Origin of the sequence: Herbaspirillum sp. YR522 (genome assembly GCF_000282575.1) — a bacterium.
Classification (GTDB): Bacteria; Pseudomonadota; Gammaproteobacteria; order Burkholderiales; family Burkholderiaceae_D; genus Herbaspirillum.
In genome coordinates this window covers 1-20,455 of sequence record NZ_AKJA01000112.1, presented here as the reverse complement: position 1 = coordinate 20,455, position 20,455 = coordinate 1, and the positions used below count along the sequence as shown (strand labels likewise).

Below are 20,455 nucleotides of genomic sequence, written 5' to 3'. Positions count from 1 at the left end.
ACCTGAAAGACTAATGAAACAATCGCTCCAGCTTCGCACATCGCAACACCTCGCATTGACGCCGCAACTGCAGCAGTCGATCAGATTGTTGCAACTGTCGACGCTGGAATTGCACCAGGAACTCGAGCAGATACTGTCGGACAACCCATTGCTGGAGCGGCTGGACGACGCCCTCGACAACTCGGTGCGACTGCTGGCCGATGGCGCCATCAACGCCACCCAATCCAGCGGCATCGCCGAACCCGGCGCCGAGCAGCATGGCGAGGCGCCGCCGCCCGCGGCCGAAGGCGACACCAGCCTCGAATTTCAGGACAACCAACAGAACGACGCGGGCGTGTCCGGCGAATCCGACTGGAGCTTCGACGACGTCGCCCGCAACGGCAAGTCGGCCGACGACGACGATTCGCGCCCGCAACTCGAAGCGCACGAAGTGACGCTGCGGGAGCACCTGCTGGAACAGGTCCGGGTCACCGCGCGCACCTTGCGCGACCGTGCGCTGCTCGAATTGCTGGCCGACGCGCTGGACGAAAGCGGCTATCTCGAAGAACCGCTGGAAGACATCCTGGCGCGCCTGCCCGAAGAGGTAGAGGTCGACCTGGAAGAACTGTCGATCGCACTCAAGCTGCTGCAGAGCCTGGACCCGCCCGGCGTGGGTGCGCGCACGGCCAGCGAATGCCTGGCGCTGCAGATCCGGCGCATGCCGAAGGTGGCGTTCGTCACCCGCAGGCTGGCCCTGCGCATCGTCGAGGAATGCCTGCCGCTCTTTGCCCAGCGCGACTTCAACAAGATCAAGAAGGCGCTCGACTGCGACGACGAGGACCTGCGCGAGGCGCAGGTCATCATCCGCCAGTGCCGCCCTCATCCTGGCGCCGAGTTCGCCCGGGATGCCTCCGACTATGTGGTGCCGGACGTGATCGTCAAGCAGACCAAGAACGGCTGGCAGGTCTTGCTCAACCACGACGTCATGCCCAAGCTGCGCGTCAATGCGATGTATGCGAGTGCCCTGAAACAGTCCAAAGGCGAAGTTTCGCTCACTTCCCAGTTGCAGGAGGCGAAGTGGCTCATCAAGAACATGCGGCAACGTTTCGATACAATTTTGCGAGTCGCTCAGGCTATCGTCGAACGCCAGAGAAACTTCTTTTCGCACGGTGCGGTGGCGATGCGCCCCCTTGTGCTGCGCGAAATTGCTGATACACTGGGTTTACACGAGAGCACGATTTCTCGCGTGACAACTCAGAAATACATGCTTACCCCGCACGGCATGTTCGAGTTGAAATACTTCTTCGGTAGCCACGTCGCGACCGAAACCGGAGGTGAAGCTTCCTCCACCGCGATCCGGGCGCTGATCAAACAATTGATAGGAGCCGAAAACCCTCAGACACCACTTTCCGACAGCAAGATTGCGGATATGCTGGCTGAACAAGGCATGGTGGTCGCGCGGCGCACTGTCGCCAAGTACCGTGAAGTGCTGAAGATTCCACCAGTCAATCTCCGCAAGTCCCTTTAGTTTTTTCTGTTGCACCTTTTGTAATTTGAAGCCGTCGCTGTGTTCAGGCAGATGCCATGCCACCTGACCACGAACGCTGTGCCTCCGGTGTATTGGACGAGATGCACGAACCTCCAGTGACTTCACGATAGGAGAGTTGTATGAATCTGACCATTAGTGGACACCACCTCGAACTGACGCCCGCCATTCGCGAATATGTGCAAAGCAAGCTGGCACGTATCAAGCGGCATTTCGATAATGTCATCGACGTCAGCGTCATCCTGAGCGTAGATAAACTTACAGAAAAAGAAAAAAGGCAGAAAGCGGAAATCAATGTGCACGTCAAGGGCCGTGACCTGCACGCAGAGAGCATCGCGCACGACCTGTATGCGGCCATCGATGGACTGATCGACAAGCTCGATCGCCAGGTCATCAAGCACAAGGACCGTTTGCAGAATCACCATTCGGACGCCAAGCGCCTCAGCGGCGATAGCGAGACCGAGGTTGATGCAGCCGATGTCGAAGCCACGGCCAATACGGCAGTCGCGACTTGATGCCATCCCGGAAATAATTTCCCCCCCATGACGAAAGGGCGCGCAAGCGCCCTTTTTGCTTTTGCGGGCGCTGTTGCAACAACCTGCATCGTGTGGCCACGCGGCGGCGTGTATTCCAAACGCGCCTCACGGCTTTTTCATATAATGGCGGCAATCACCATTCTTTTAAGGCAAATGCCATGAGCGACGTTCAAACCTGGATCAAAGACACCGTTACCCAAAACCCCGTGGTGCTGTTCATGAAGGGCACTGCACAGTTTCCGCAATGCGGCTTCTCGGGCAAGGCAATCCAGCTGCTCAAGGCCAGCGGCGCCGAAAACATCGTCACCGTCAATGTGCTGGAAAGCCCGGACGTGCGCCAGGGCATCAAGGAATACTCGAACTGGCCGACCATCCCCCAGTTGTACGTCAACGGCGAGTTCGTCGGCGGCTCCGATATCCTGAGCGAAATGTATGCATCGGGTGAACTGCAGACCCTGATCAAGGGTTAAGCGGTCGCGATGCCGCGCCAGCGCCTGATCATCGCCATCACTGGCGCCACCGGCGCGGCTTACGGTGTGCGCCTGCTGCAGCACTTGCGGCAATCGGACCAGGTCGAGACGCACCTGATGATTTCCGACGCCGGCGTACTCAATATCCACCAGGAACTCGACCTCGGCCGCAAGGACGTCGAAGCATTGGCCGATGTGGTGCATCACGTGCGCGACATCGGCGCCTCGATTGCCAGTGGTTCGTTTGCGTCGTGCGGCATGGTGGTGGCGCCCTGCTCGATGAAGACGCTGGCGGCCGTGGCCCATGGCCTGTCCGACAACCTGATCACGCGCGCCGCCGACGTGGTGCTCAAGGAGCGTCGTCGGCTGGTGTTGATGGTGCGTGAAACACCGTTCAACCTGGCCCACCTGCGCAACATGACCGCCGTGACCGAAATGGGCGGCGTGATCTTTCCCCCATTGCCGGGCTTCTACCAGCGGCCACAATCGATCGAACAGATGATCGACCATACGCTGGGGCGGGTACTGGACCTGTTCGGGGTGGCCCATGCGCTCACACCCGAATGGCTGGGGCTGAAGCCAGGCGGATAAAAAAACGCGCTGCGGTGACTCACCCCAGCGCGTTTTTCGTGCCAGCCGGCAATCACCGCATCGATCAACCCCGTCCGATGAATGGCATCTTGGTCGCCATCACCGTCATGAACTGCACGTTGGCCTCCAGCGGCAGGCTATCCATGTAGATGATGGCGCGGGCGACATGCTCGGCATCCATGGTCGGCTCGACCTTGGTGGAGCCATCGGCCTGCAGCGTCCCCTTCTTCATCAGCGTGGTCATGTCGGTGGAGGCATTGCCGATATCGATCTGGCCGCAGGCGATGTCGTACTGGCGACCATCCAGCGAGGTGGCCTTGGTCAGGCCGGTCACGGCATGCTTGGTGGCGGTGTACGAGGCCGAAAACGGGCGCGGCGCGTGGGCCGAGATCGAGCCGTTGTTGATGATGCGCCCGCCGCGTGGCGATTGCGCCTTCATCACCCGGAAGGCTTCCTGGGTGCACAGGAACACCCCGGTCAGGTTGATATCGACAGCCGACCTCCACTGCTCTACGCTCAATTCTTCCAGCGACACCGGCGGGGCGAAGATGCCGGCATTGTTGAACAGCAGGTCGAGCCGGCCGAAACGCTCGACGGCCTTGGCAAACAGGTTCTTCACCGAGCCCGCATCGGCCACGTCGGCCGAGACGGTCAGCGCATTGGCGGCAGCCTCACCGGCCAGCTTGACGGTGTCGTCCAGCGCCTCCTGGCGGCGGCCGGCCAGTACCACGCCATACCCCTCACCCAGCAGCGCCAGGGAAATCTGCCTCCCGATGCCCGAGCCGGCGCCGGTCACCAGTGCAATACGTTTCGGTGCTGCCATTGTGTCTACTCCTGTGATCTCGTTGTCCAATGAAAAACCGCTGTGGACAACTTCAACTGCCCACGGCGGCTTTCACTATAACAAACGCATCGGCTGCCTCTGATGAGAGATTTTCAATCCCGCCCGCGCCGCAAGCGCCGCATGCCGACGGCTGTTCAGAGCGTCAGTGAAAAAGGCTGGCCGGTATCGATCCCCAGCGTCACCGCCGCCGCAGCCAGCCGCTCGCGCTGGCCGGCAAACAATTCGGTCAAGGCGGTGTAGGCGATCCAGCGGGCGTCGATCTCGAAGAACGCCCGCAGGTTGGCCCGGGTGTCACTGCGGCCGAAGCCATCGGTGCCGAGCGTGACGAACGGCGCCGGCACGAACGCGCGGATCCCCTCGGGCAGGGTCCGCACGTAGTCGCTCACGGCAATCACCGGCGCCTCGCTGCCCTGCAACCGGCTGGTGACGTACGGCACCGTGGCCGCTCCCTGCAGGCGCTGCCGGCGTTGTGCGGCCACGCCGTCACGCGCCAGTTCGGTGAAACTGGTGACGCTCCAGACCTCGCTGTCGAGCTGCCAGTGCTGTTGCAGCAACTGCGATGCCGCCAGCGCCTCCTTGAGGATCGGGCCCGACGCCAGCAGCCTGACGGCAGCCGCGGGTCGCACCTGCAGGCAGTGCATGCCACGCAGGATACCGTCGCGGGCGTCGGGCGGCAGGCTCGGCTGGGGCTCGTTCTCATTGGTGACGGTGACGTAATAGAAGACATCCTCGCCACGCTCCATCATGCGCCGCATGCCTTCGTCGACGATCACCGCCAGCTCATAGGCATAGGCCGGGTCATAGGCCACGCAATTGGGGATAGTGGCGGCCGCCAGGTGACTGGTGCCATCCTGGTGCTGCAAACCCTCGCCGCCCAGCGTGGTACGCCCAGACGTGGCGCCGACCAGGAAACCACGGGCGCGCTGGTCGGCAGCGGCCCAGATCAGGTCGCCGATGCGCTGGAAACCGAACATCGAATAATAGATATAGAACGGCAGCATCGGCGTGCCGTGTACCGAATAGGCGGTAGCGGCAGCGGTCCATGACGAGATCGCGCCGGCCTCGGTAATCCCTTCCTCGAGGATCTGGCCATCCCTGGCCTCGCGGTAGTACAGGATGGAGCCGATATCCTCGGGCTCATACAACTGCCCTTGCGAGGCATAGATACCGACCTGGCGAAACAGGTTGGCCATGCCGAAGGTGCGTGCCTCGTCGGCCACGATGGGCACCACGTAACGGCCGAACTCGGGGTCCTTGAGCAGGTTGCCCAACTGGCGCACCAGCGCCATGGTCGACGACATCTCCTTGCCGTCGGCCTCCAGCGCAAAACGCGCATGCGATTGCAGCGATGGCACGGCACGCCGCACCTGGCCGGCGTCGCGCCGCGGCAGGTAACCGCCGAGTGCGGCACGGCGCGCATGCAGATGGCGCATCTCGGCGCTGTCATCGTCGGGTCGGAAGAACGACAGCGAACTACACTGCTCGTCGCTCAGCGGCAGCTTGAAGCGGTCACGAAATTGCAGCAGGCTGGTATCGTCCAGTTTCTTCTGCTGGTGGGTGGTCATCTTGCCCTCGCCGGCGGCGCCCATGCCATAGCCCTTCTTGGTCTGCGCCAGGATCACCGTCGGCTGTCCGCGATGCTGGGCCGCGGCCTGGTAGGCGGCGAAGATCTTCTTCATGTCATGCCCACCGCGGCGCAGGCGATCGATCTGTTCATCGGTCAGGGTGGCGCCGATGGCGCGGGTGCCGGCGTTCTGGCCGAAGAAATGCTCGCGGTTGAAAGCGCCGTCATTGGCGGCGAAGGTCTGCAACTGGCCGTCCACGGTGCGGTTGAGCGCATCCACCAGCTCGCCCTCGGCATCGCGGGCAAACAACGGGTCCCAGTCGGAACCCCACAGCAGCTTGATGACGTTCCAGCCGGCCCCGGCGAACAGGGTCTCGAGCTCGTCGACGATATGCCCATTGCCGCGCACCGGGCCATCGAGCCGTTGCAGGTTGCAGTTGACCACGAAGATCATGTTGTCCAGCTTCTCGCGTGCCGCCAGTGACAGCGCCGCCAGCGATTCGGGCTCGTCCATCTCGCCGTCGCCGAACACGCCCCAGACGCGGCGCCCCTGGTCCTGCAACAGCCCCCGGTGTTCGAGATAGCGCAGGAAGCGCGCCTGGTAGATGGCGTTGATCGGCCCGATCCCCATCGATCCAGTCGGGAATTGCCAGAACCCGGGCATCAGCCACGGGTGTGGATAAGATGAAAGTCCCTGGCGGCCGTCGCGCCTGGCCTCGATCTCGCGCCGGTAATAGGTCAGGTCCTGCTCCTGCAAGCTGCCTTCGAGGAAGGCACGGGCATAGATGCCGGGCGCAGAGTGCGGCTGGAAATACACGATATCGCCAGCGAAATCGTCGGTACGGGCACGGAAGAAATGATTGAAACCGACCTCGAACAGGTCCGCCGCCGATGCGAAGCTGGCGATATGCCCGCCCAGTTCGCCATGGGCGCGGTTGGCCCGCACCACCATGGCCAGCGCGTTCCAGCGCATGATGCCGGCGATGCGCTCTTCCAGCGCCTGGGCATCGGCGCCGCCGGGAAAGGGTGGCTCCTGGTCGGCGCGGATGGTATTGACGTAGGGGGTCACGGGCGCATCGCGCCAGTCCACGCCCCATTGGCGGGCCGTGGCCGACAGGCGCGAGAGCAGGTAGCGGGCCCGCTCCGGGCCGGCTTCGGCCAGCACGCTTTGCAGCGCGTCCAGCCATTCCTGGGTTTCCTGGGCATCGATATCGATATTGCGGGCAATACCACTGGCTGACGACATATCCACTGCGTGTCTCCTGGCAAGGTCAGGCGGTTCTATGCAAAGTGCCGAAAAGCCGGTAAAACAGCTCACCGCGCCATCACTGCCAGGCACGCCGGCACCGCGCCGCTCCATTGATGTTGTTGGGCTGTGGATAACGATACGCCGGATGTGACCGCATGAGTCACTTAAAATGGGAAGTTATCGTACAATATTCAGCACCACGTGCTGTAAAATTGAAACTTGCAGAATTTAATTTCAATAATGGAACTAGACACCACCGATTTGCGCATCCTGAACATTCTTCAGGAAAACAGCTCGATCAGCAACCTGGAGCTGGCCGGCCGCATCAACCTGTCGCCCTCGCCTACCCTGGCGCGGGTGAAGCGGCTCGAAACGGAAGGCATCATCTCGCGCTATGTCGCGCTGGCCGACCCGCACATGCTGGGGCTGAAGGTCAACGTGTTCGTCAAGGTGATCCTGGAACGCCAGGGCGCCGAAGCGCTGGCCCAGTTCGAAACCGCCGTGAGCGCATTCGACGAGGTCATGGAAGTCTACCTGATGACGGGCGATGAAGATTACCTGCTGCGCATCGTGGTGCCGGATTTGCTGACGCTGGAACATTTCATCGTCGATCACCTGACCAAGATCCCCGGCATCAAGAACATCCGCTCCAGCTTTGCACTGAAGCAGATCAAGTACAAGACGGCGCTGCCGATGCCCAAGGTCAAGACCAAGCGTTGAACGCCACGCCCCTGGGCCTTCAGATCACGAAGAATCCATGGGTGCCGTCACGCCCCAGTTGCTCCACCAGGCCGAATTCCCAGTCCAGGTAGCCCTGCATGGCCGCCACCGGATTGTCGCCATCGACCACGAATACTTCCCACGCCATCTGTGCCAGCCATGACGCCGTCATGCTGGCCCGCACCGGCGCATTCCTCTCCGTTTCGTGCACCAGTTGCCCGCCCGGCACCGACAGAAAGCCCGACAGATGGCCGCGTCAAGGCCGCGCGATTTCGGCAAAGGTGACCACGGCAATCCCGGAAACCGGGCTCGAGGAGGACGACGGGATTTGGCTCATGGCAAGGCGGGGTTGGCTGACAGATCCCAGATATTGGGCAGGGTGGTGTTGGAATAACCGGAGATGAACAGCTTGCGCGCGCCATCGGTCTGGTAGACCGAGCGTCGCACGGCACCGATGTTGGCGCCATACACATGGATGCTGATCGAGGTGCGGTCGGCGAAGGCGTTACGCACCTGATGCACATCGTGCAAGCCGGCTGCCGTCGGCGAGACCGCCTCGACCGTGCCCGGCTCCAGCCGCACCGCCTCGCCCACCGGCACCAGCGCGTCACCGCCAGCGGCGAACGATTGCGCATACTCGGCACCGCGCAGCATACCGATCAGGCCCCATACCGTATGGTCGTGTACCGGGGTGCTTTGCCCCGGCCCCCAGACGAAGCTCACCACGCAAAAGCGCTGCCCCGAATCGGCGTGCAGCAGGAACTGCTGGTAGCGTTGCACATCGGGCTGGGCGTACTGCGGCGGCAACCAGTCATCCACGCTGACCAGCTGGCGCAACAAGTCGCCCCCCTCGCACAGGATGCGCTGCTCGGACGGCTTCTGGTCCAGCAAGTGGGCCAAGCCGCCAATGAATTGGCGCAGTCGCCACCATTGCAGCGGCGCGGCAGTGGATGCAGTCATCGGGTTCTCCTCGGTGTGCCGGCGTTGTCGGCAGACACGGGCCGGCGTACCTGGGAGATATGACAGCCCGTTTCACCCCGCCGCGTGCCGCCGCCTGCGGCGTCAGGCAATGACACCCTCGGCATCCTGCGCCTGGGCCGGGTCGGTGCGGCGATGCTTGAGTTCGGCACGGATCTGCTGTGGGTGGCGCAACAGGTTGAGGATGGGACAAGTCTTCTCGACCGCCTCGAACAGCGCCTGCACCCGGGCCTGGCTGGCGGGCGACTCGAGGTGGATGGTGTAGCCGATATCGTGCGGCCAGATCGGGATGTCTTCGTGGCCGGCACGACCTGCGCGTGGATCGATGCGGCCACTGACTTCGATTTCCAGCGAATCGATCGGCACCTGCTGGTGCGAGGCCTGGATCAGGAAGATATGCGTCACGCAAGAGCCCAGCACGCCCAGCTGCAGCTCGGGCGAACTCGGCCCCAGGTTGTAGCCGGCAAAGTCCGGCGGGCTGTCGCTGATCACCTGGTGATCACGAATGCGGATGCGACGCACGCCGCTGCGCCCCTCGGCGCTGACCCTGGCCGCCAGGCTGACCGGACCGGCGTCGCCGGCCTCGATCAATGCTTCACGCGCCAGCACGGCGCTGCGCTTTTCGCTCAGGTAATGGTTCAGTGATGTCATGGCGTCCTCTTGTGGGTGTGGTGGCAGTTTCGAGCCGCATGGAGGCTGTACGCAACGAAGCAATCCGAATATGGATATGCCCCGGCGTCGGCATAACTTTGCTCATTCTTATTCTTTTGTCGTCGGCGCTGCGTGCGCCATATTGCTCGACTTGAATCGGTGCGCCGGGGGCGTGCCTCGTCCGAAGAACCTGACCAACAAGTGGAGCCACCAGCAATGAACAAGCATCTCTCCCAGCATGAAGAAGATAGCGTCGCCACGACATCGTCCTGGTCGCGCCGCGATGTGCTGCGCGCCGGCGGTGCGGCGGCGCTGGCGGGACTGGGTGGTACGCTGGCCGTCGGCAACGCCTGGTCGGCCGGCGCCCCGCACAAGGTTACCTTTGCCTGGAGCGCCATCGCCTTCTGCCTGTCACCGGTGGTGGTGGCGCAGGAAAAGGGCTATTTCGAGAAGAACGGCCTGGATGTCGAACTGCTGAACTGGGGCGGCTCCACCGACCAGTTGCTCGAAGCGCTGGCCACCGGCAAGGCCGATGTCGGGGTGGGCCTGATCCACCGCTGGCTCAAGCCCTTGGAAGCCGGCTTCGACGTCAAGGTGATCGGTGCGGCGCATGGTGGCTGCCTGCGCCTGGTCGGGGTCAAGGACGCGGGCGTGACCGACTGGAAGCAGCTCAGGGGCAAGACCATCGGCGTGTCCGACCTGAACAGCCCGGCCAAGAACTTCTTTGCCATCCACCTGGCCAAGCGCGGCGTCGACATCGACAAGGATGTCCAATGGCGCGTCTACCCGGCCGACCTGCTCGACGTTGCCGCCAAGAAGGGCGAGATCCAGGCCATCGCCGATGGCGACCCCAACGTCTACCTGATCGAGAAGCGCAACCAGGGGGTCTTCACCGAACTGGGCAATAGCGGCACCGGCGAGTACAAGGACAAGATCTGCTGCATCACCGGCGCGCGTGGCGACTTCGTGCGCAATAACAAGCCGGCCGCCGCAGCCGTGGTGCGCTCGATCATCCAGGCTTCCGAGTTCGTGGCGGAAAACCCCAACGAAGCCGCCAGGCTGTATGCCAAGTATTCGCCCAAGGTGCCGGTGGAAGACCTGCGCAAGCTGCTTACCGACCTGACCTATCACAACCATCCGACCGGCACCCCGCTGCGCGCGGAGGTCGAATATTTCGCGCGTGACTTCCACACCGCAGGCGTACTCAAGAAGAGTACCGATCCGGTCCGCTTCGCCAATCACGTCACCTACGACGTGTTGTCCTGAGCCGTGACCGCGCCCCGTTACCGGATTGAAAGGAAGCTGTCATGACCTCCTCCACCGAACCTGTCCCACGGCAGGCGACACTGTCACTGGAGCGCCCCGCGGCAGGACGGCAAGCGCCGGTGTGGGGCCTGGGCCTGGCCGCCGCCGGCGGCTGGCTTGCGCTGGCGCTGATCACGCTGCGCTGGCCCAACAAGGTGGTCGGTTTTTCCGACTGGGCCTATACCGATGAGTTCGGCTACGCCGCCGTGACCGTTGCTGCGCTGCTGGCGGTGCTGGCACTGTCGGGGCGTCGCGCCGTGGCTGCGCTGCACCTGTTGCGCCCGGCCGGCCAGTGGCTGCTGGCCTTGCCCTTGCTGTTGGGCCTGTGGGAAATCCTGACCGCCAAGCTGGGGCTGCTGCCGGCGCCCTTCTTCGCACCGCCGCAAAGCCTGGTCGAAGTCTATGGCGAGGACTGGCCGCGACTGGGCCTGTCGACGGCGCATTCGTTGCGATTGCTGGTGCATGGCTTTGCCTGCGGGGCGGCAGTGGGTTTCCTGGTGGGAGTATGGATTGGCTGGTCGCGCGTGGCCGGCTACTGGGTCCATCCGGTACTGCGTTTCCTGGGGCCGGTGCCGGCGTCGGCGCTGCTGCCGCTGGCGTTCTTCTTCGCGCCGTCGAGCTATGCCGCTGCGGTGTTCCTGATCGCACTGGCTACCGGTTTCCCGGTAGCGGTGCTGACCTGGTCCGGCGTGGCCTCGGTCAACAAGAGTTATTACGACGTGGCCCGTACCCTGGGTGCATCCGAGCGCTTCCTGGTATTGCGGGTCGCCGTTCCGGCGGCGCTGCCACAGGTGTTCGTGGGACTGTTCATGGGACTGGGCGCGGCCTTCTCGGTACTGGTCACGGCCGAGATGATGGGGGTCAAGGCGGGCCTGGGCTGGTATCTGCAATGGGCGCAGGGCTGGGCCGCCTACAGCAACATGTATGCCGCGCTGATCGTGATGGCCGTGCTGTGCTCGGGCCTGATCACGCTGCTGTTCAAGGTGCGCGACCGCGCACTGTCATGGCAGAAAGGAACCGTCAAATGGTAACCACGAGCGAGGCGCTCCTGCCCGGGGCCCCCGGCGCCACCACCGGGGCCCGCATCGACATCAACGGCGTCAGTCACTGGTTCAAGCTGCCGCAAGGCGTGTTGCAGGTGCTCGACGATGTCTCGCTGACGGTGGCGCCGGGCGAATTCGTGGCGCTGCTCGGCCCCAGCGGCTGCGGCAAGTCGACCTTGCTGCGGCTGGTGGCCGGACTGGAACCGGCCACCGCCGGCGGCATTGCCCAGGATGGCCACCCCATCGAACGCCCCGCCCCCTCGCGCATCGTCGTGTTCCAGGACCCGACGCTGTACCCGTGGCGCCGGGTGTGGGACAACGTAGCGCTGGGATTGCAGGCGCGCGGCCTGTTGAAGACCCAACGCGCACGGGTCGATGACGCGCTGCGACTGGTGGGACTGGAAGAATTCGCCCATGCGTTTCCACATCAGCTCTCCGGTGGCATGGCGCAGCGGGTGGCGCTGGCACGCGCCCTGGTCAATGACCCGCAATTGCTGATCCTGGACGAACCGCTGGGCAAGCTCGATTCGCTGACCCGGCTCTCGATGCAGAGCGAGCTGGTCGCGCTGTGGCAACGCCGGCGGTTTTCGGCGCTGCTGGTGACGCACGATGTCGAGGAAGCGCTGTTCCTGGCGCAGCGGGTCATCATCTTCGGCCAGCGGCCAGCGCAGATCCGGGCCGAGATCAAGGTCGACCTGCCCTACCCGCGCCACCGCGGCGATGCCCACCTGGCCGAGCTGAGGCATCAGGCCCTGCGCCATCTGGGGCTGGATGAGAGTTGGTAAGCCTGCCGGAGTGGCTCGACTGGAACGCCTGCATCAACATCCTGCTGGCCCTGATGCAGGCGAGCCAGCATGCACTGCTGCACCTGCTGTCGGCGCTGGGCTTGACGCAGGACATCGAGGGCCAGCCCGGCTGGCCCTTTGCCACCCGCCTGTCGGGCGAGGTATTGCTGATCGACCGCAGCGTGGCGCGTTCCCTGCTGCTGGCGCTGGCCACCAGCGGCCTGGCCGTGGTGCTGTTGGTACTGGGCCTGGTGGCGGTGCGCCGATGGCGCCTGGCCGCATGGAGCCTGGCCGCGGTACTGGCGTTGGCCGCGCCCTGGCCCGACCACGCCCTGCTCACCGGCCGCGCCACCCCGAGCAGTTTCCACGACTCGCCCACGCGCTTTTCCGACGCCTCGATCGTGCGTGGCGAGCGGCTGTATGGGCAGCAGTGCGCAAGCTGCCACGGCGCCGATGGCCGTGGCGACACCACGCTCGGACTGTCCCTGGCGACAGCCCCGCCCAATCTTGCCGGACCACTGCTATGGCGACGCGCAGATGGTGACCTGCTATGGGCGATACGCCATGGCAAGGGCGCCATGCCGGCCTTCGAGCAACTCAGCGCCAGTGATGCCTGGGCCCTGATCGACTACATGAAGGCCAATGCTGCCGGCACCAGCCTGCGCGAGACCGGAACCTGGCAACAACCGGTGCGCCTGCCGACCTTGCGGCTGGATTGCACCCGCACTGCCCTGCATGGCACCGATCAATGGCAGGGACAGCGGGTGCGCGTGGTGCTGGCCCGCGCCGGCGCGATGGCCCCCCTGGAAGACCCCAGGATGCAAAGCCTGCTGTTGGACCCGAAGCACCTGGTCGCGGCCATCGGACACGCCGGAGTGCCCACCGTGGATTGCCGAAATACCGACCAGCAGGCCTGGCGCGCGCTGGAAATCGTCACCGGCACGGCGCCGGCGCAAATGGATGGCCTGCAATTGATTGCCGATCGCGACGGCTGGCTGCGCGCGCGCAAGTCCGCCAGCGATGACGCCTCAGGCTGGAGCGACACCGATATGCTGTGCCGCTCGCCACTGGGGACGCAGGACACGAATCAGGATGGATCGGGAAAGGGTACGGCGGTGGCCGCTGGCCTGGGCCAGGCGAACCAGGCACGAGTCGCTCAGCAGGGCCTGGAGCGGCTCATTGCGGCGATGGATGCAGAACCGGTCAGGTTCATCAAGGGCGGCTTCGTGCATTGAGCGGGCGAGGCCATGCGGTCACCGCGGCGACGTCCGGGGTGCTGCACGGTGGCCGCCGGCAGGCGCTCGTTGCGGCCGCCGGCGATCGGGCCCATGCACCAACGGTGGTAGAACTCGGCGATGGTGCGCACGTACAACTCTGCATCTACCGGCTTGGGGCGGTATTCGGTTGCCCCTGCGGCCATGGCCACCTCGCTACCCTCCATGTCGTACGACGGAAACACCACCACCGGCACTTCGGCGAAGCGCTGGTCGGCGCGCAGGTCACGCAGCACATCGAGCCCATCGGCGTAGTCCAGGTCGGATTCGAGCAGGATCAGCTGCGGCGCCGGCTCGTCACTGGCGCGACGGCGTTGCTGCAGCATGCAGCGGCCCGCGGTGGCAGCATCGGCGTAGACCTTGAAGGTGCAGCGCAGATTGGACTTCCAGAGCGCAAAGCGCACCATCTCGGCCGCTTCCGGACTGGAGTCGATCATCACTATGGTAGGCAGGGTCATCACTTGCGGCATCCTGTAGAACTGTTGCTGGGCTATTAAAGCTTGCACCGATAACGACGTTTTACAGCACGCCGGGGGCGCGCTGTATCGGGCATTTCCTGAACGATGCCTTCAGGAAACATCCTTCGTTGCCATGGCGCATGCTGCAAAACGAATGGAATTAATAAAATATCAATGATATACCCCGCGCCAGCCATTGCCAGGCACGCCCGGCAGCGGCAGCGGTCCTGCAGAGGCATGGATGTTCATTACGCCGGAAAACGTTTAGTCTTTACATATTGCTCCTGTGACCGACGCCAGCCGGAACGACGCAACGGCTGCCTCGGACAGGATGTGCCATCGGCCCCCTTCGAGGACTCCATGCCCATCCCGTATCCGGTAGAAGAGAATAAACGCCTTGCCGTGCTGCATTCCCTCGGCTTGCTCGACAGCGCCCCTGACCCGGCGTTTGATCGCGTCACGCGCCTGGCCAGCAAATTGCTGGACGTGCCGATCTCGCTGATCTCGCTGCTCGACGCCGAACGCCAGTGGTTCAAGTCCCGGGTCGGCCTGGAGGTCGAGCAAACGCCCCGCAGCCAGGCCTTCTGTGCCTACACCATCATGGAAGAGTCGAGCCTGGTGGTACCCGATGCCATCAACGACGCACGCTTTCGCGACAATCCGCTGGTGCTGTCGGAGCCCAGCATCCGCTTCTACGCCGGCGTGCCCATCCGCAGCAACGAGGGCTTGCCGATCGGTACGCTGTGCGTCCTCGATTCCAAGCCCAAGACCCTCAAGCCGGAAGAACTGGAACTGCTGCAGGACCTGGCCTCGATCGTCACCAAGGAAATCCAGCTCATCGAAGGCCTGCTCGACACACACGACCAATTGGCGCTGCGCGATGCCAGGCTGGCCGACAACGAGCACCAGTTCCGCTCGGTGTTCGAACTGGCGCGCGTAGGCATTGCGTTGATCGATGGCGACGGCCGGTGGCTCAAGGTCAACAAGGCCTTGTGCCGCATCGTCGGCTACAGCGCCAGCGAACTGATGGCCCTGACCTTCCAGGACATCACCCATCCCGACGATCTCGATACCGACCTGCATCTGCTGCAGCAGCTGATCAAGGGCGAGATCGGGCAATACCATCTGGAAAAGCGCTACCTGCGCCACGACGGCAGCGAAGTGTGGATCAACCTGGGGGTATCCAAGAAACTCAGGCAAGACGGCACCCTGGACTACTTCATCTCGGTGGTGCAAGACATCCATGCCGAAAAACAGGCCCGGCTGGAACTGGCGGCACTGCACCGCGAACTGGAACAGAAGGTGGTCACCCGCACCGACGAATTGCGCAAGCGCGAAACCGAACTGACGGCGGTACTCGAGAACGCCAGCGATGCCTACATACGGCTGGACCATGCAGGGCGGGTGACGGCCTGGAACCGCGAAGCCGAGCACCTTTTCGGCTGGCTGGCTGGCGAAGCGCTGGAGCGCATGCCACAAGACCTGATCGTGCCGCGCGATGACGACACTCCCGCCCGCCGGCAATGGATCGGTTATCTGGAGCACGGGCTTCACTCGCTGCTGGTACGGCGCCAGGAACTGCAGGCGATGCACAAGGACGGGCGGATATTCCCGGTGGAAGTACGCATGCGTGCGCTGGCGGTCAACGGCCAGCGTATCGGCATCATGTTTCTGCACGACATTACCGAACGCAAGCACACCGAGGCACTGCGCGAACACGAGATCAGGCACGATGCCCTGACCGGGCTGATAAACCGTCGCGCGCTCAACGACATGCTGCCATTGGCGCAGGAGCGCGCCCGTCGCCACCGCACCGCGCTCTATGTGCTGTTCATCGACCTCGACGGATTCAAGCGCGTCAACGACGAACATGGCCACGAAGCGGGCGATCTGGTGCTCCAAGCAGTGGCGCTGCGGCTGCGTACGCAAATTCGCCAGACCGACAGCGCATTCCGGCTGGCCGGTGACGAATTCGTGGTGCTGTTGGAAGGGCCCCACCATACCGTACAGCGAGTTGCCGAGCACGCTCGTGCCCTGATCGATGCGGTCTCGCAGCCGGTGCCCGATGGCGATCGTGAACTGCGGGTAGGCGCCAGCATCGGCATTGGCGTCCAGGAAGTCGCACGCGTGGTCACGCCCGAGCAATTGATGCGCGAAGCCGACGCCTGCATGTACGAAGCCAAGAGTCGAGGCAAGGGAACCGTCTGCTTCTAGCAAGCCGGCCCGAGCCCCCTCCCTTTATCGGCGGCGGTCAGGCCGCGACTGCTTCCAGTCCATGCGTCACGCGCATCTGGTTCTTGGCCGCGAGCAGTTCCTGCCCCAGCGCCATGAGGTCGACACCGCTCTTGCGCGCCTTGGGAAACATCTCGTCCTCTTCTTCTTCCACGTGGTGCTCGATCTGTTCGCCGAGCACCTTGATCTTGGCGTCGAACATCGGGTCGGCGGGGTCCATGTCGCCCAATTGCTTGATCAGGTCCTTGGCGCCGTTATGCTCGACCTCGGCTTCATTCATCAGGTCGTCGTCGCTGATCTTGGCGCGTACCCGTGGATAGAATATCTTTTCCTCGATTTCCATGTGGATCAGCAGCGCGCCGCAGACTTGCCTTGCGATGTCCATCTTCTGCGCGGGCGAGGCCCGGTCCTTGATGTCCTCATAGCGATCAAACAGCTTCTTGGCTTCCTCGTGATCGGCTTTCAGAAGTTGGATGGCGTCCTGGCTAACCTTGTTCATGGCATGGCTCCTTGTCGAATCTGCGCGAGATGGCAGCTTGGAGCGATTGTGCAGCCCGAGCAGGCTGCCCGCCATAGGACGGATGCGCGAAGCGGTGTAGGCGGGGATAGACGCCGGAACTTCCGGGGAGCCTATCGAAAGATCTCCATCATTCCGCAATATAAATGCAAACATATGTAAAATCGGGAAAATATCCCGAATACAAGAAGCCGCAGGACCCGCCCAATGAATCAGGTTCCAACGACCGCAGAGTCTGTTCGTTTCCTCCAGCCTACCTACCCGCCCATCATCAATCGCGATAGTCTGCTCGACTTCTGCAAAGGCGTCGGGATCTTGCTCGTGGTATGGGGCCATACCCTGCAAGCAAATGTTCAGTTCGATGAAATTCCTGCCTTCAGGATGCTCTACTCTTTTCACATGCCGTTGTTTGCGTTCCTGGCAGGCGCTTCGGCGCGCCATTGGAGCCAGAAACTGGGCGTGCAGAACACTGCCGAGGCCATCGCTGCGGCAAGCACCAGGATCCGGCGCGCGGCAATCCAGCTAATACTGCCGTTCTTCATCTGGTCGCTCATCAGTTACAGGATCAATGCACAGCAAGAGCCACTTGGCAGCTATCTGGTCAAGGTGATGATCCATCCCGATTACGGGCTTTGGTTCTTGCCCTGCATTTTCTGGTGCACGGTCTATCTCACCACCGGCCTGACCGGCTTGGCCATTTGCAGGGCGCGACTGGAGAAAGCCTCGCGCTTTCAATTAAGTCGCCACCTTTCTTCTCCTTATGTCCAGGCTGCAATCATCTTCGTCGTGTGGCTGGCCATGAGGACCAGGGTACCCGGCGGTTTCGGCCTGACCTTCGCCAATACATTTCATCTCGGCTTGTTCATGTTCTTCCTGATGGGCATGCTGTTCTTCAAGCCGTATGTCGAGATCAGGAAACCGTACCTGCGGGCCTTGCCCTATATCGTCTTCCTGCTGCTCGCTCCTTTCTGGCACAGGACCCTGCCTGGCAACATGGTAGCGGGTGCCCCTGAAATATTTTCGTTCAGGTTCTGGCGCACGCTCTACCCATTGCTCGTGGCCGTCAGTGGTTCATTGATGGTGATCGACATGGCACGCCTGGTCCACTCCCTGGGCTTGACGATACTGAATCGCTGCATGCTGTATCTGGGGACGGCGTCGCTGGCGGTCTACGCACTGCACTTCCACTTTCTGGGCTACAGGCCGCCTATCCTCGCGCCGGTCGCCCTGAGTCTCATCACGTATTGGCTGCTGGTCAACATACCCGTGGTGCGTACCGTGCTGTTTGGCAAGCTCGGATAGGTCCGCTGCCGATGTCATGCGAGGCCATGCGCATCGGTCGCCATGGGTGCGGTAGATCTCCGGGCGCGGCAACGCCGCTGCCATCTTCCTCTTCCACCGCGCGCGAAGCAAAGCGCCGCTGAAACGCCGGCTCGGGCTGCCGGCGTTTGTGAACTGTCACGACGGCGTGTTGATCGAGGCAGTTGCCGGCCTGCCGCGCAGGGCATCGCCGCAAGAATGCATCGGTGCCGCAGCGGAGGAGGAAATGGGATACCCGATGGGTAAGATCCGCCAGGCGCTCGAGGCTTGCACGCGTCGCCGCCCGCCCACCGAGCGGCGTGAACGCCTGGCGTTGCGCGCCACGGCGCTATCGGAAAACCGGCCCGCGTCGCATCAGAAGTCGACCTGGGCCGACAGCACGAAGGTGCGGCCGGAAGCGGTGCCGACGTAGCCGTTCTGCATCACCCAGTAGTTCTTGTCGAACAGGTTCTCGATGTTGGCACGATAGGTCACGACCTGGCCGGCGGTCCTGGCGATGTAGCGCGCACCGATATCGGCACGGGTCCAGCCCGGCACCTTGACGGTATTGGCGTCGCTGTACCACATGGCGCCGGTACGGGTAATGCGGGTGTTCAATGCCAGCCCTTGCAGCCACGGGGTATCCCAATCCAGGCCCAGGTTGAAGTTATGACTTGGCACCGCACCGACCTCACGACCGTCGTTGGTGCCGCCGCTGGTATGCGACTGCCTGGTGTCGAAGAAGGTCCCGCTGGCGTTGAAACGCAGGCCACGCTGGATTTCGCCGTAAGCGGCCAGTTCCAGGCCCCGGATGCGCGCACGGCCATCCTGGGTGGCGTAGGTCAAGCCGTTGATCGTTTCAGTCGAGCTGTTCTTCTGCTCGATCTGGAACACGGCCGCGGTCGTCGTGACGCGGCCCCAGTCGACCTTGGCGCCGGTCTCATATTGCTTGGACTTCGATGGCGGGAAAGCCTGACCGGCGTTTGCATATCCGGCAAAGGCAAAGCTGCCTGGCGTCAGCGCCGCGGTGTAGTTGGCGTACAGCGACAGATTGTCGATCGGCTTGACCACCAATCCCAGCACCGGCGAGATGCCTGTCTTGTTGGACGTATCCGAACCGGCCGTCAATCCATGCGTATACACCTGTTGGCGGCGCAGGCCGCCGATGAGGCGCACGCGATCATCGGCAAACGACAGCGTGTCGGTCAACGCAAGGCTGGTCAGGCGCATCTGGTTCTGTGGCGTTGCCGGCCCCCGCACACCGATGGCTGCCGGAAGTGCCACGGGGTGGTAGAGGTTCGAGGTCACGCCGGTGCCATCGGCCACATAGAGGTAGTCGGTCTGCTGGTTGAGCATGTTCACGCCCATCATCACCGTGTGCTTGACACCCGCGGTATCGAACCGTGCGCGCAGGCCCGCGTCGGCAGAGGTCGACGTGACCTTCTGGTCGTAGTAGCCATTGTAGAGTTCGCTGGTGTCGCCCTGCGCGTTCACGATGCTGGTGCTGGGCCAGCTCTGCGACGACTGCGCCACGTGGTAACCCATGGCGCCATAGGCCGTCAGGTTGTCGTTGATGTCGACTTCCAGGCGGGTAGCGATCGCCTTGTCATCCGACTGCAGTGTGGTGCCGGGATACAGGTTGGTCTTGCCCGACGGTGCATCGGGCATCACCAGGCTATCGATGCTGAACTGCGGACGGAAGTTGCGCGTGTCCTCGTGTTGCGTATAGGCGTCCAGGCTCCAGCGCACGCTGCGACCGGTGTAGTCCAGCCCGACCGAGCCCATGCTCTGCTGCTGGTTGCTGCCCGACAGGCCGGTGTTGCCGTCGGCGTACAGCGCATTGACGCGGATGCCCCATTCCTGGTCCTGGCCGAAGCGGCGGCCGATGTCACCCTTGAGGCCGAATTGCGAATTGGACAGGTAGGTCGCCGTCACGCTGGAAGTCGGTTCTTCATGGGCGCGCTTGGCGACCAGGTTGACCGCGCCGCCGATGCCGCCGGCCGGGCCCATGCCATACATCAAGGTGCCAGGCCCCTTGAGTACCTCGATGCGCTCGACCATCGAGATCGGCATGCGGGTCAGCGGTACCATGCCGTACAGGCCGTTGAAGGCCACGTCGTTGGCCGACATGGTGAAACCGCGGATCTGGTAGCTGTCGCCGAAGCCGCCATTGCCGTTGGTGTTGCGCACCGAGGCGTCATTGGCGATGACGTCGCCGATGGCGCGCGCCTGTACGTCCTCGATGCCTTGCGAGGTGTAGTTGGTGACGCTGAACGGCGTGTCCATGACGCTGGCCGTGCCCAGCACGCCCAGGCTGCCGCCGCGCGCGACCAGGCCACCGGCATAGGGCGCGGTAGGGTCACGGCTTTCGGTCACGGTCACGGTGGGCAGCACGGCGTTGCTGTTGCTGCCGA

The 20,455-nt window shown here is 63.3% G+C and carries 18 protein-coding genes and 1 pseudogene; 11 read left to right on the top strand and 8 right to left on the bottom strand.

Annotation, left to right across the window (positions count from 1 at the left end):
- Positions 1 to 13 precede the first annotated feature (13 nt).
- From PMI40_RS15460 to PMI40_RS15445, 4 genes are all read left to right on the top strand, one after another.
- On the top strand, positions 14 to 1,507 hold the full coding sequence (locus PMI40_RS15460; protein ID WP_008117134.1) for an RNA polymerase factor sigma-54: 1,494 nt from the start codon (positions 14 to 16) through the stop codon (positions 1,505 to 1,507).
- Positions 1,508 to 1,647: 140 nt separating this feature from the next.
- A complete protein-coding gene (hpf, locus tag PMI40_RS15455) occupies positions 1,648 to 2,040 on the top strand; it encodes a ribosome hibernation-promoting factor, HPF/YfiA family (protein ID WP_008117132.1) in 393 nt (130 codons plus the stop codon).
- 179 nt (positions 2,041 to 2,219) lie between these two features.
- Positions 2,220 to 2,531, top strand: coding sequence for a Grx4 family monothiol glutaredoxin (grxD, locus tag PMI40_RS15450; RefSeq protein ID WP_008117130.1), 312 nt, complete (start codon positions 2,220 to 2,222; stop codon positions 2,529 to 2,531).
- 9 nt (positions 2,532 to 2,540) lie between these two features.
- A complete protein-coding gene (locus PMI40_RS15445; protein ID WP_008117128.1) occupies positions 2,541 to 3,122 on the top strand; it encodes a UbiX family flavin prenyltransferase in 582 nt (193 codons plus the stop codon).
- Positions 3,123 to 3,186: 64 nt separating this feature from the next.
- Here the strand turns inward: PMI40_RS15445 and PMI40_RS15440 are convergent, their stop codons facing one another.
- Complete coding sequence (locus PMI40_RS15440; RefSeq protein ID WP_008117126.1) at positions 3,187 to 3,945, bottom strand: SDR family oxidoreductase; 759 nt, start codon at positions 3,943 to 3,945, stop codon at positions 3,187 to 3,189.
- Between the two features lie 155 nt (positions 3,946 to 4,100).
- A complete protein-coding gene (mdeB, locus tag PMI40_RS15435) occupies positions 4,101 to 6,776 on the bottom strand; it encodes an alpha-ketoglutarate dehydrogenase (protein ID WP_040502133.1) in 2,676 nt (891 codons plus the stop codon).
- Positions 6,777 to 7,019: 243 nt separating this feature from the next.
- Here mdeB and PMI40_RS15430 point away from each other — a divergent pair, with 243 nt between their 5' ends.
- Entirely contained in the window at positions 7,020 to 7,499 is a 480-nt protein-coding gene (locus PMI40_RS15430; RefSeq protein WP_008117123.1) for an Lrp/AsnC family transcriptional regulator, read from the top strand.
- Between the two features lie 19 nt (positions 7,500 to 7,518).
- On the opposite strand, the pseudogene PMI40_RS15425 reads toward PMI40_RS15430, so the two are convergent.
- The 3 genes and pseudogenes from PMI40_RS15425 to PMI40_RS15415 form a co-directional block, all read right to left on the bottom strand.
- Positions 7,519 to 7,752: pseudogene (locus PMI40_RS15425) on the bottom strand (hypothetical protein); the annotation flags it as partial.
- 80 nt (positions 7,753 to 7,832) lie between these two features.
- On the bottom strand, positions 7,833 to 8,459 hold the full coding sequence (locus tag PMI40_RS15420; RefSeq protein WP_008117118.1) for a cysteine dioxygenase: 627 nt from the start codon (positions 8,457 to 8,459) through the stop codon (positions 7,833 to 7,835).
- Between the two features lie 102 nt (positions 8,460 to 8,561).
- Positions 8,562 to 9,128, bottom strand: a complete 567-nt coding sequence (locus tag PMI40_RS15415; protein WP_008117117.1) for an OsmC family protein — start codon at positions 9,126 to 9,128, stop codon at positions 8,562 to 8,564.
- A gap of 216 nt (positions 9,129 to 9,344) precedes the next feature.
- Between PMI40_RS15415 and PMI40_RS15410 the strand changes: the two genes are divergently transcribed.
- Genes PMI40_RS15410 through PMI40_RS15395 form a run of 4 tightly spaced genes read left to right on the top strand, consistent with a single transcriptional unit; the run spans position 9,345 to position 13,496 of the window.
- Positions 9,345 to 10,394 carry an ABC transporter substrate-binding protein gene (locus PMI40_RS15410; protein WP_008117115.1) on the top strand — a complete coding sequence of 350 codons (1,050 nt, stop codon included), beginning with the start codon at positions 9,345 to 9,347 and terminating at the stop codon, positions 10,392 to 10,394.
- Positions 10,395 to 10,435: 41 nt separating this feature from the next.
- On the top strand, positions 10,436 to 11,464 hold the full coding sequence (locus tag PMI40_RS15405) for an ABC transporter permease (protein WP_008117114.1): 1,029 nt from the start codon (positions 10,436 to 10,438) through the stop codon (positions 11,462 to 11,464).
- Entirely contained in the window at positions 11,458 to 12,261 is an 804-nt protein-coding gene (locus PMI40_RS15400) for an ABC transporter ATP-binding protein (RefSeq protein ID WP_008117112.1), read from the top strand. The genes PMI40_RS15405 and PMI40_RS15400 overlap by 7 nt, the downstream gene beginning before the upstream one ends.
- Positions 12,255 to 13,496, top strand: coding sequence for a cytochrome c (locus tag PMI40_RS15395; protein ID WP_008117109.1), 1,242 nt, complete (start codon positions 12,255 to 12,257; stop codon positions 13,494 to 13,496). The genes PMI40_RS15400 and PMI40_RS15395 overlap by 7 nt, the downstream gene beginning before the upstream one ends.
- On the opposite strand, the gene PMI40_RS15390 is transcribed toward PMI40_RS15395, so the two are convergent.
- Complete coding sequence (locus PMI40_RS15390; RefSeq protein ID WP_008117107.1) at positions 13,418 to 13,993, bottom strand: response regulator; 576 nt, start codon at positions 13,991 to 13,993, stop codon at positions 13,418 to 13,420. The genes PMI40_RS15395 and PMI40_RS15390 overlap by 79 nt on opposite strands.
- 360 nt (positions 13,994 to 14,353) lie before the next feature.
- On the opposite strand from PMI40_RS15390, the gene PMI40_RS15385 reads away from it, so the two are divergent.
- Entirely contained in the window at positions 14,354 to 16,207 is a 1,854-nt protein-coding gene (locus PMI40_RS15385; RefSeq protein ID WP_008117106.1) for a PAS domain S-box protein, read from the top strand.
- A gap of 37 nt (positions 16,208 to 16,244) precedes the next feature.
- Here PMI40_RS15385 and PMI40_RS15380 read toward each other — a convergent pair whose 3' ends face one another.
- The gene (locus tag PMI40_RS15380; protein ID WP_008117104.1) at positions 16,245 to 16,724 is read right to left on the bottom strand and encodes a hemerythrin domain-containing protein; all 480 of its coding nucleotides are present in this window, start codon (positions 16,722 to 16,724) and stop codon (positions 16,245 to 16,247) included.
- A gap of 225 nt (positions 16,725 to 16,949) precedes the next feature.
- On the opposite strand from PMI40_RS15380, the gene PMI40_RS15375 reads away from it, so the two are divergent.
- Positions 16,950 to 18,044, top strand: coding sequence for an acyltransferase family protein (locus PMI40_RS15375; RefSeq protein ID WP_008117102.1), 1,095 nt, complete (start codon positions 16,950 to 16,952; stop codon positions 18,042 to 18,044).
- A gap of 372 nt (positions 18,045 to 18,416) precedes the next feature.
- Here PMI40_RS15375 and PMI40_RS15370 read toward each other — a convergent pair.
- On the bottom strand, positions 18,417 to 20,455 hold a 2,039-nt coding region (locus PMI40_RS15370; protein ID WP_008117098.1), incomplete at its 5' end, for a TonB-dependent siderophore receptor.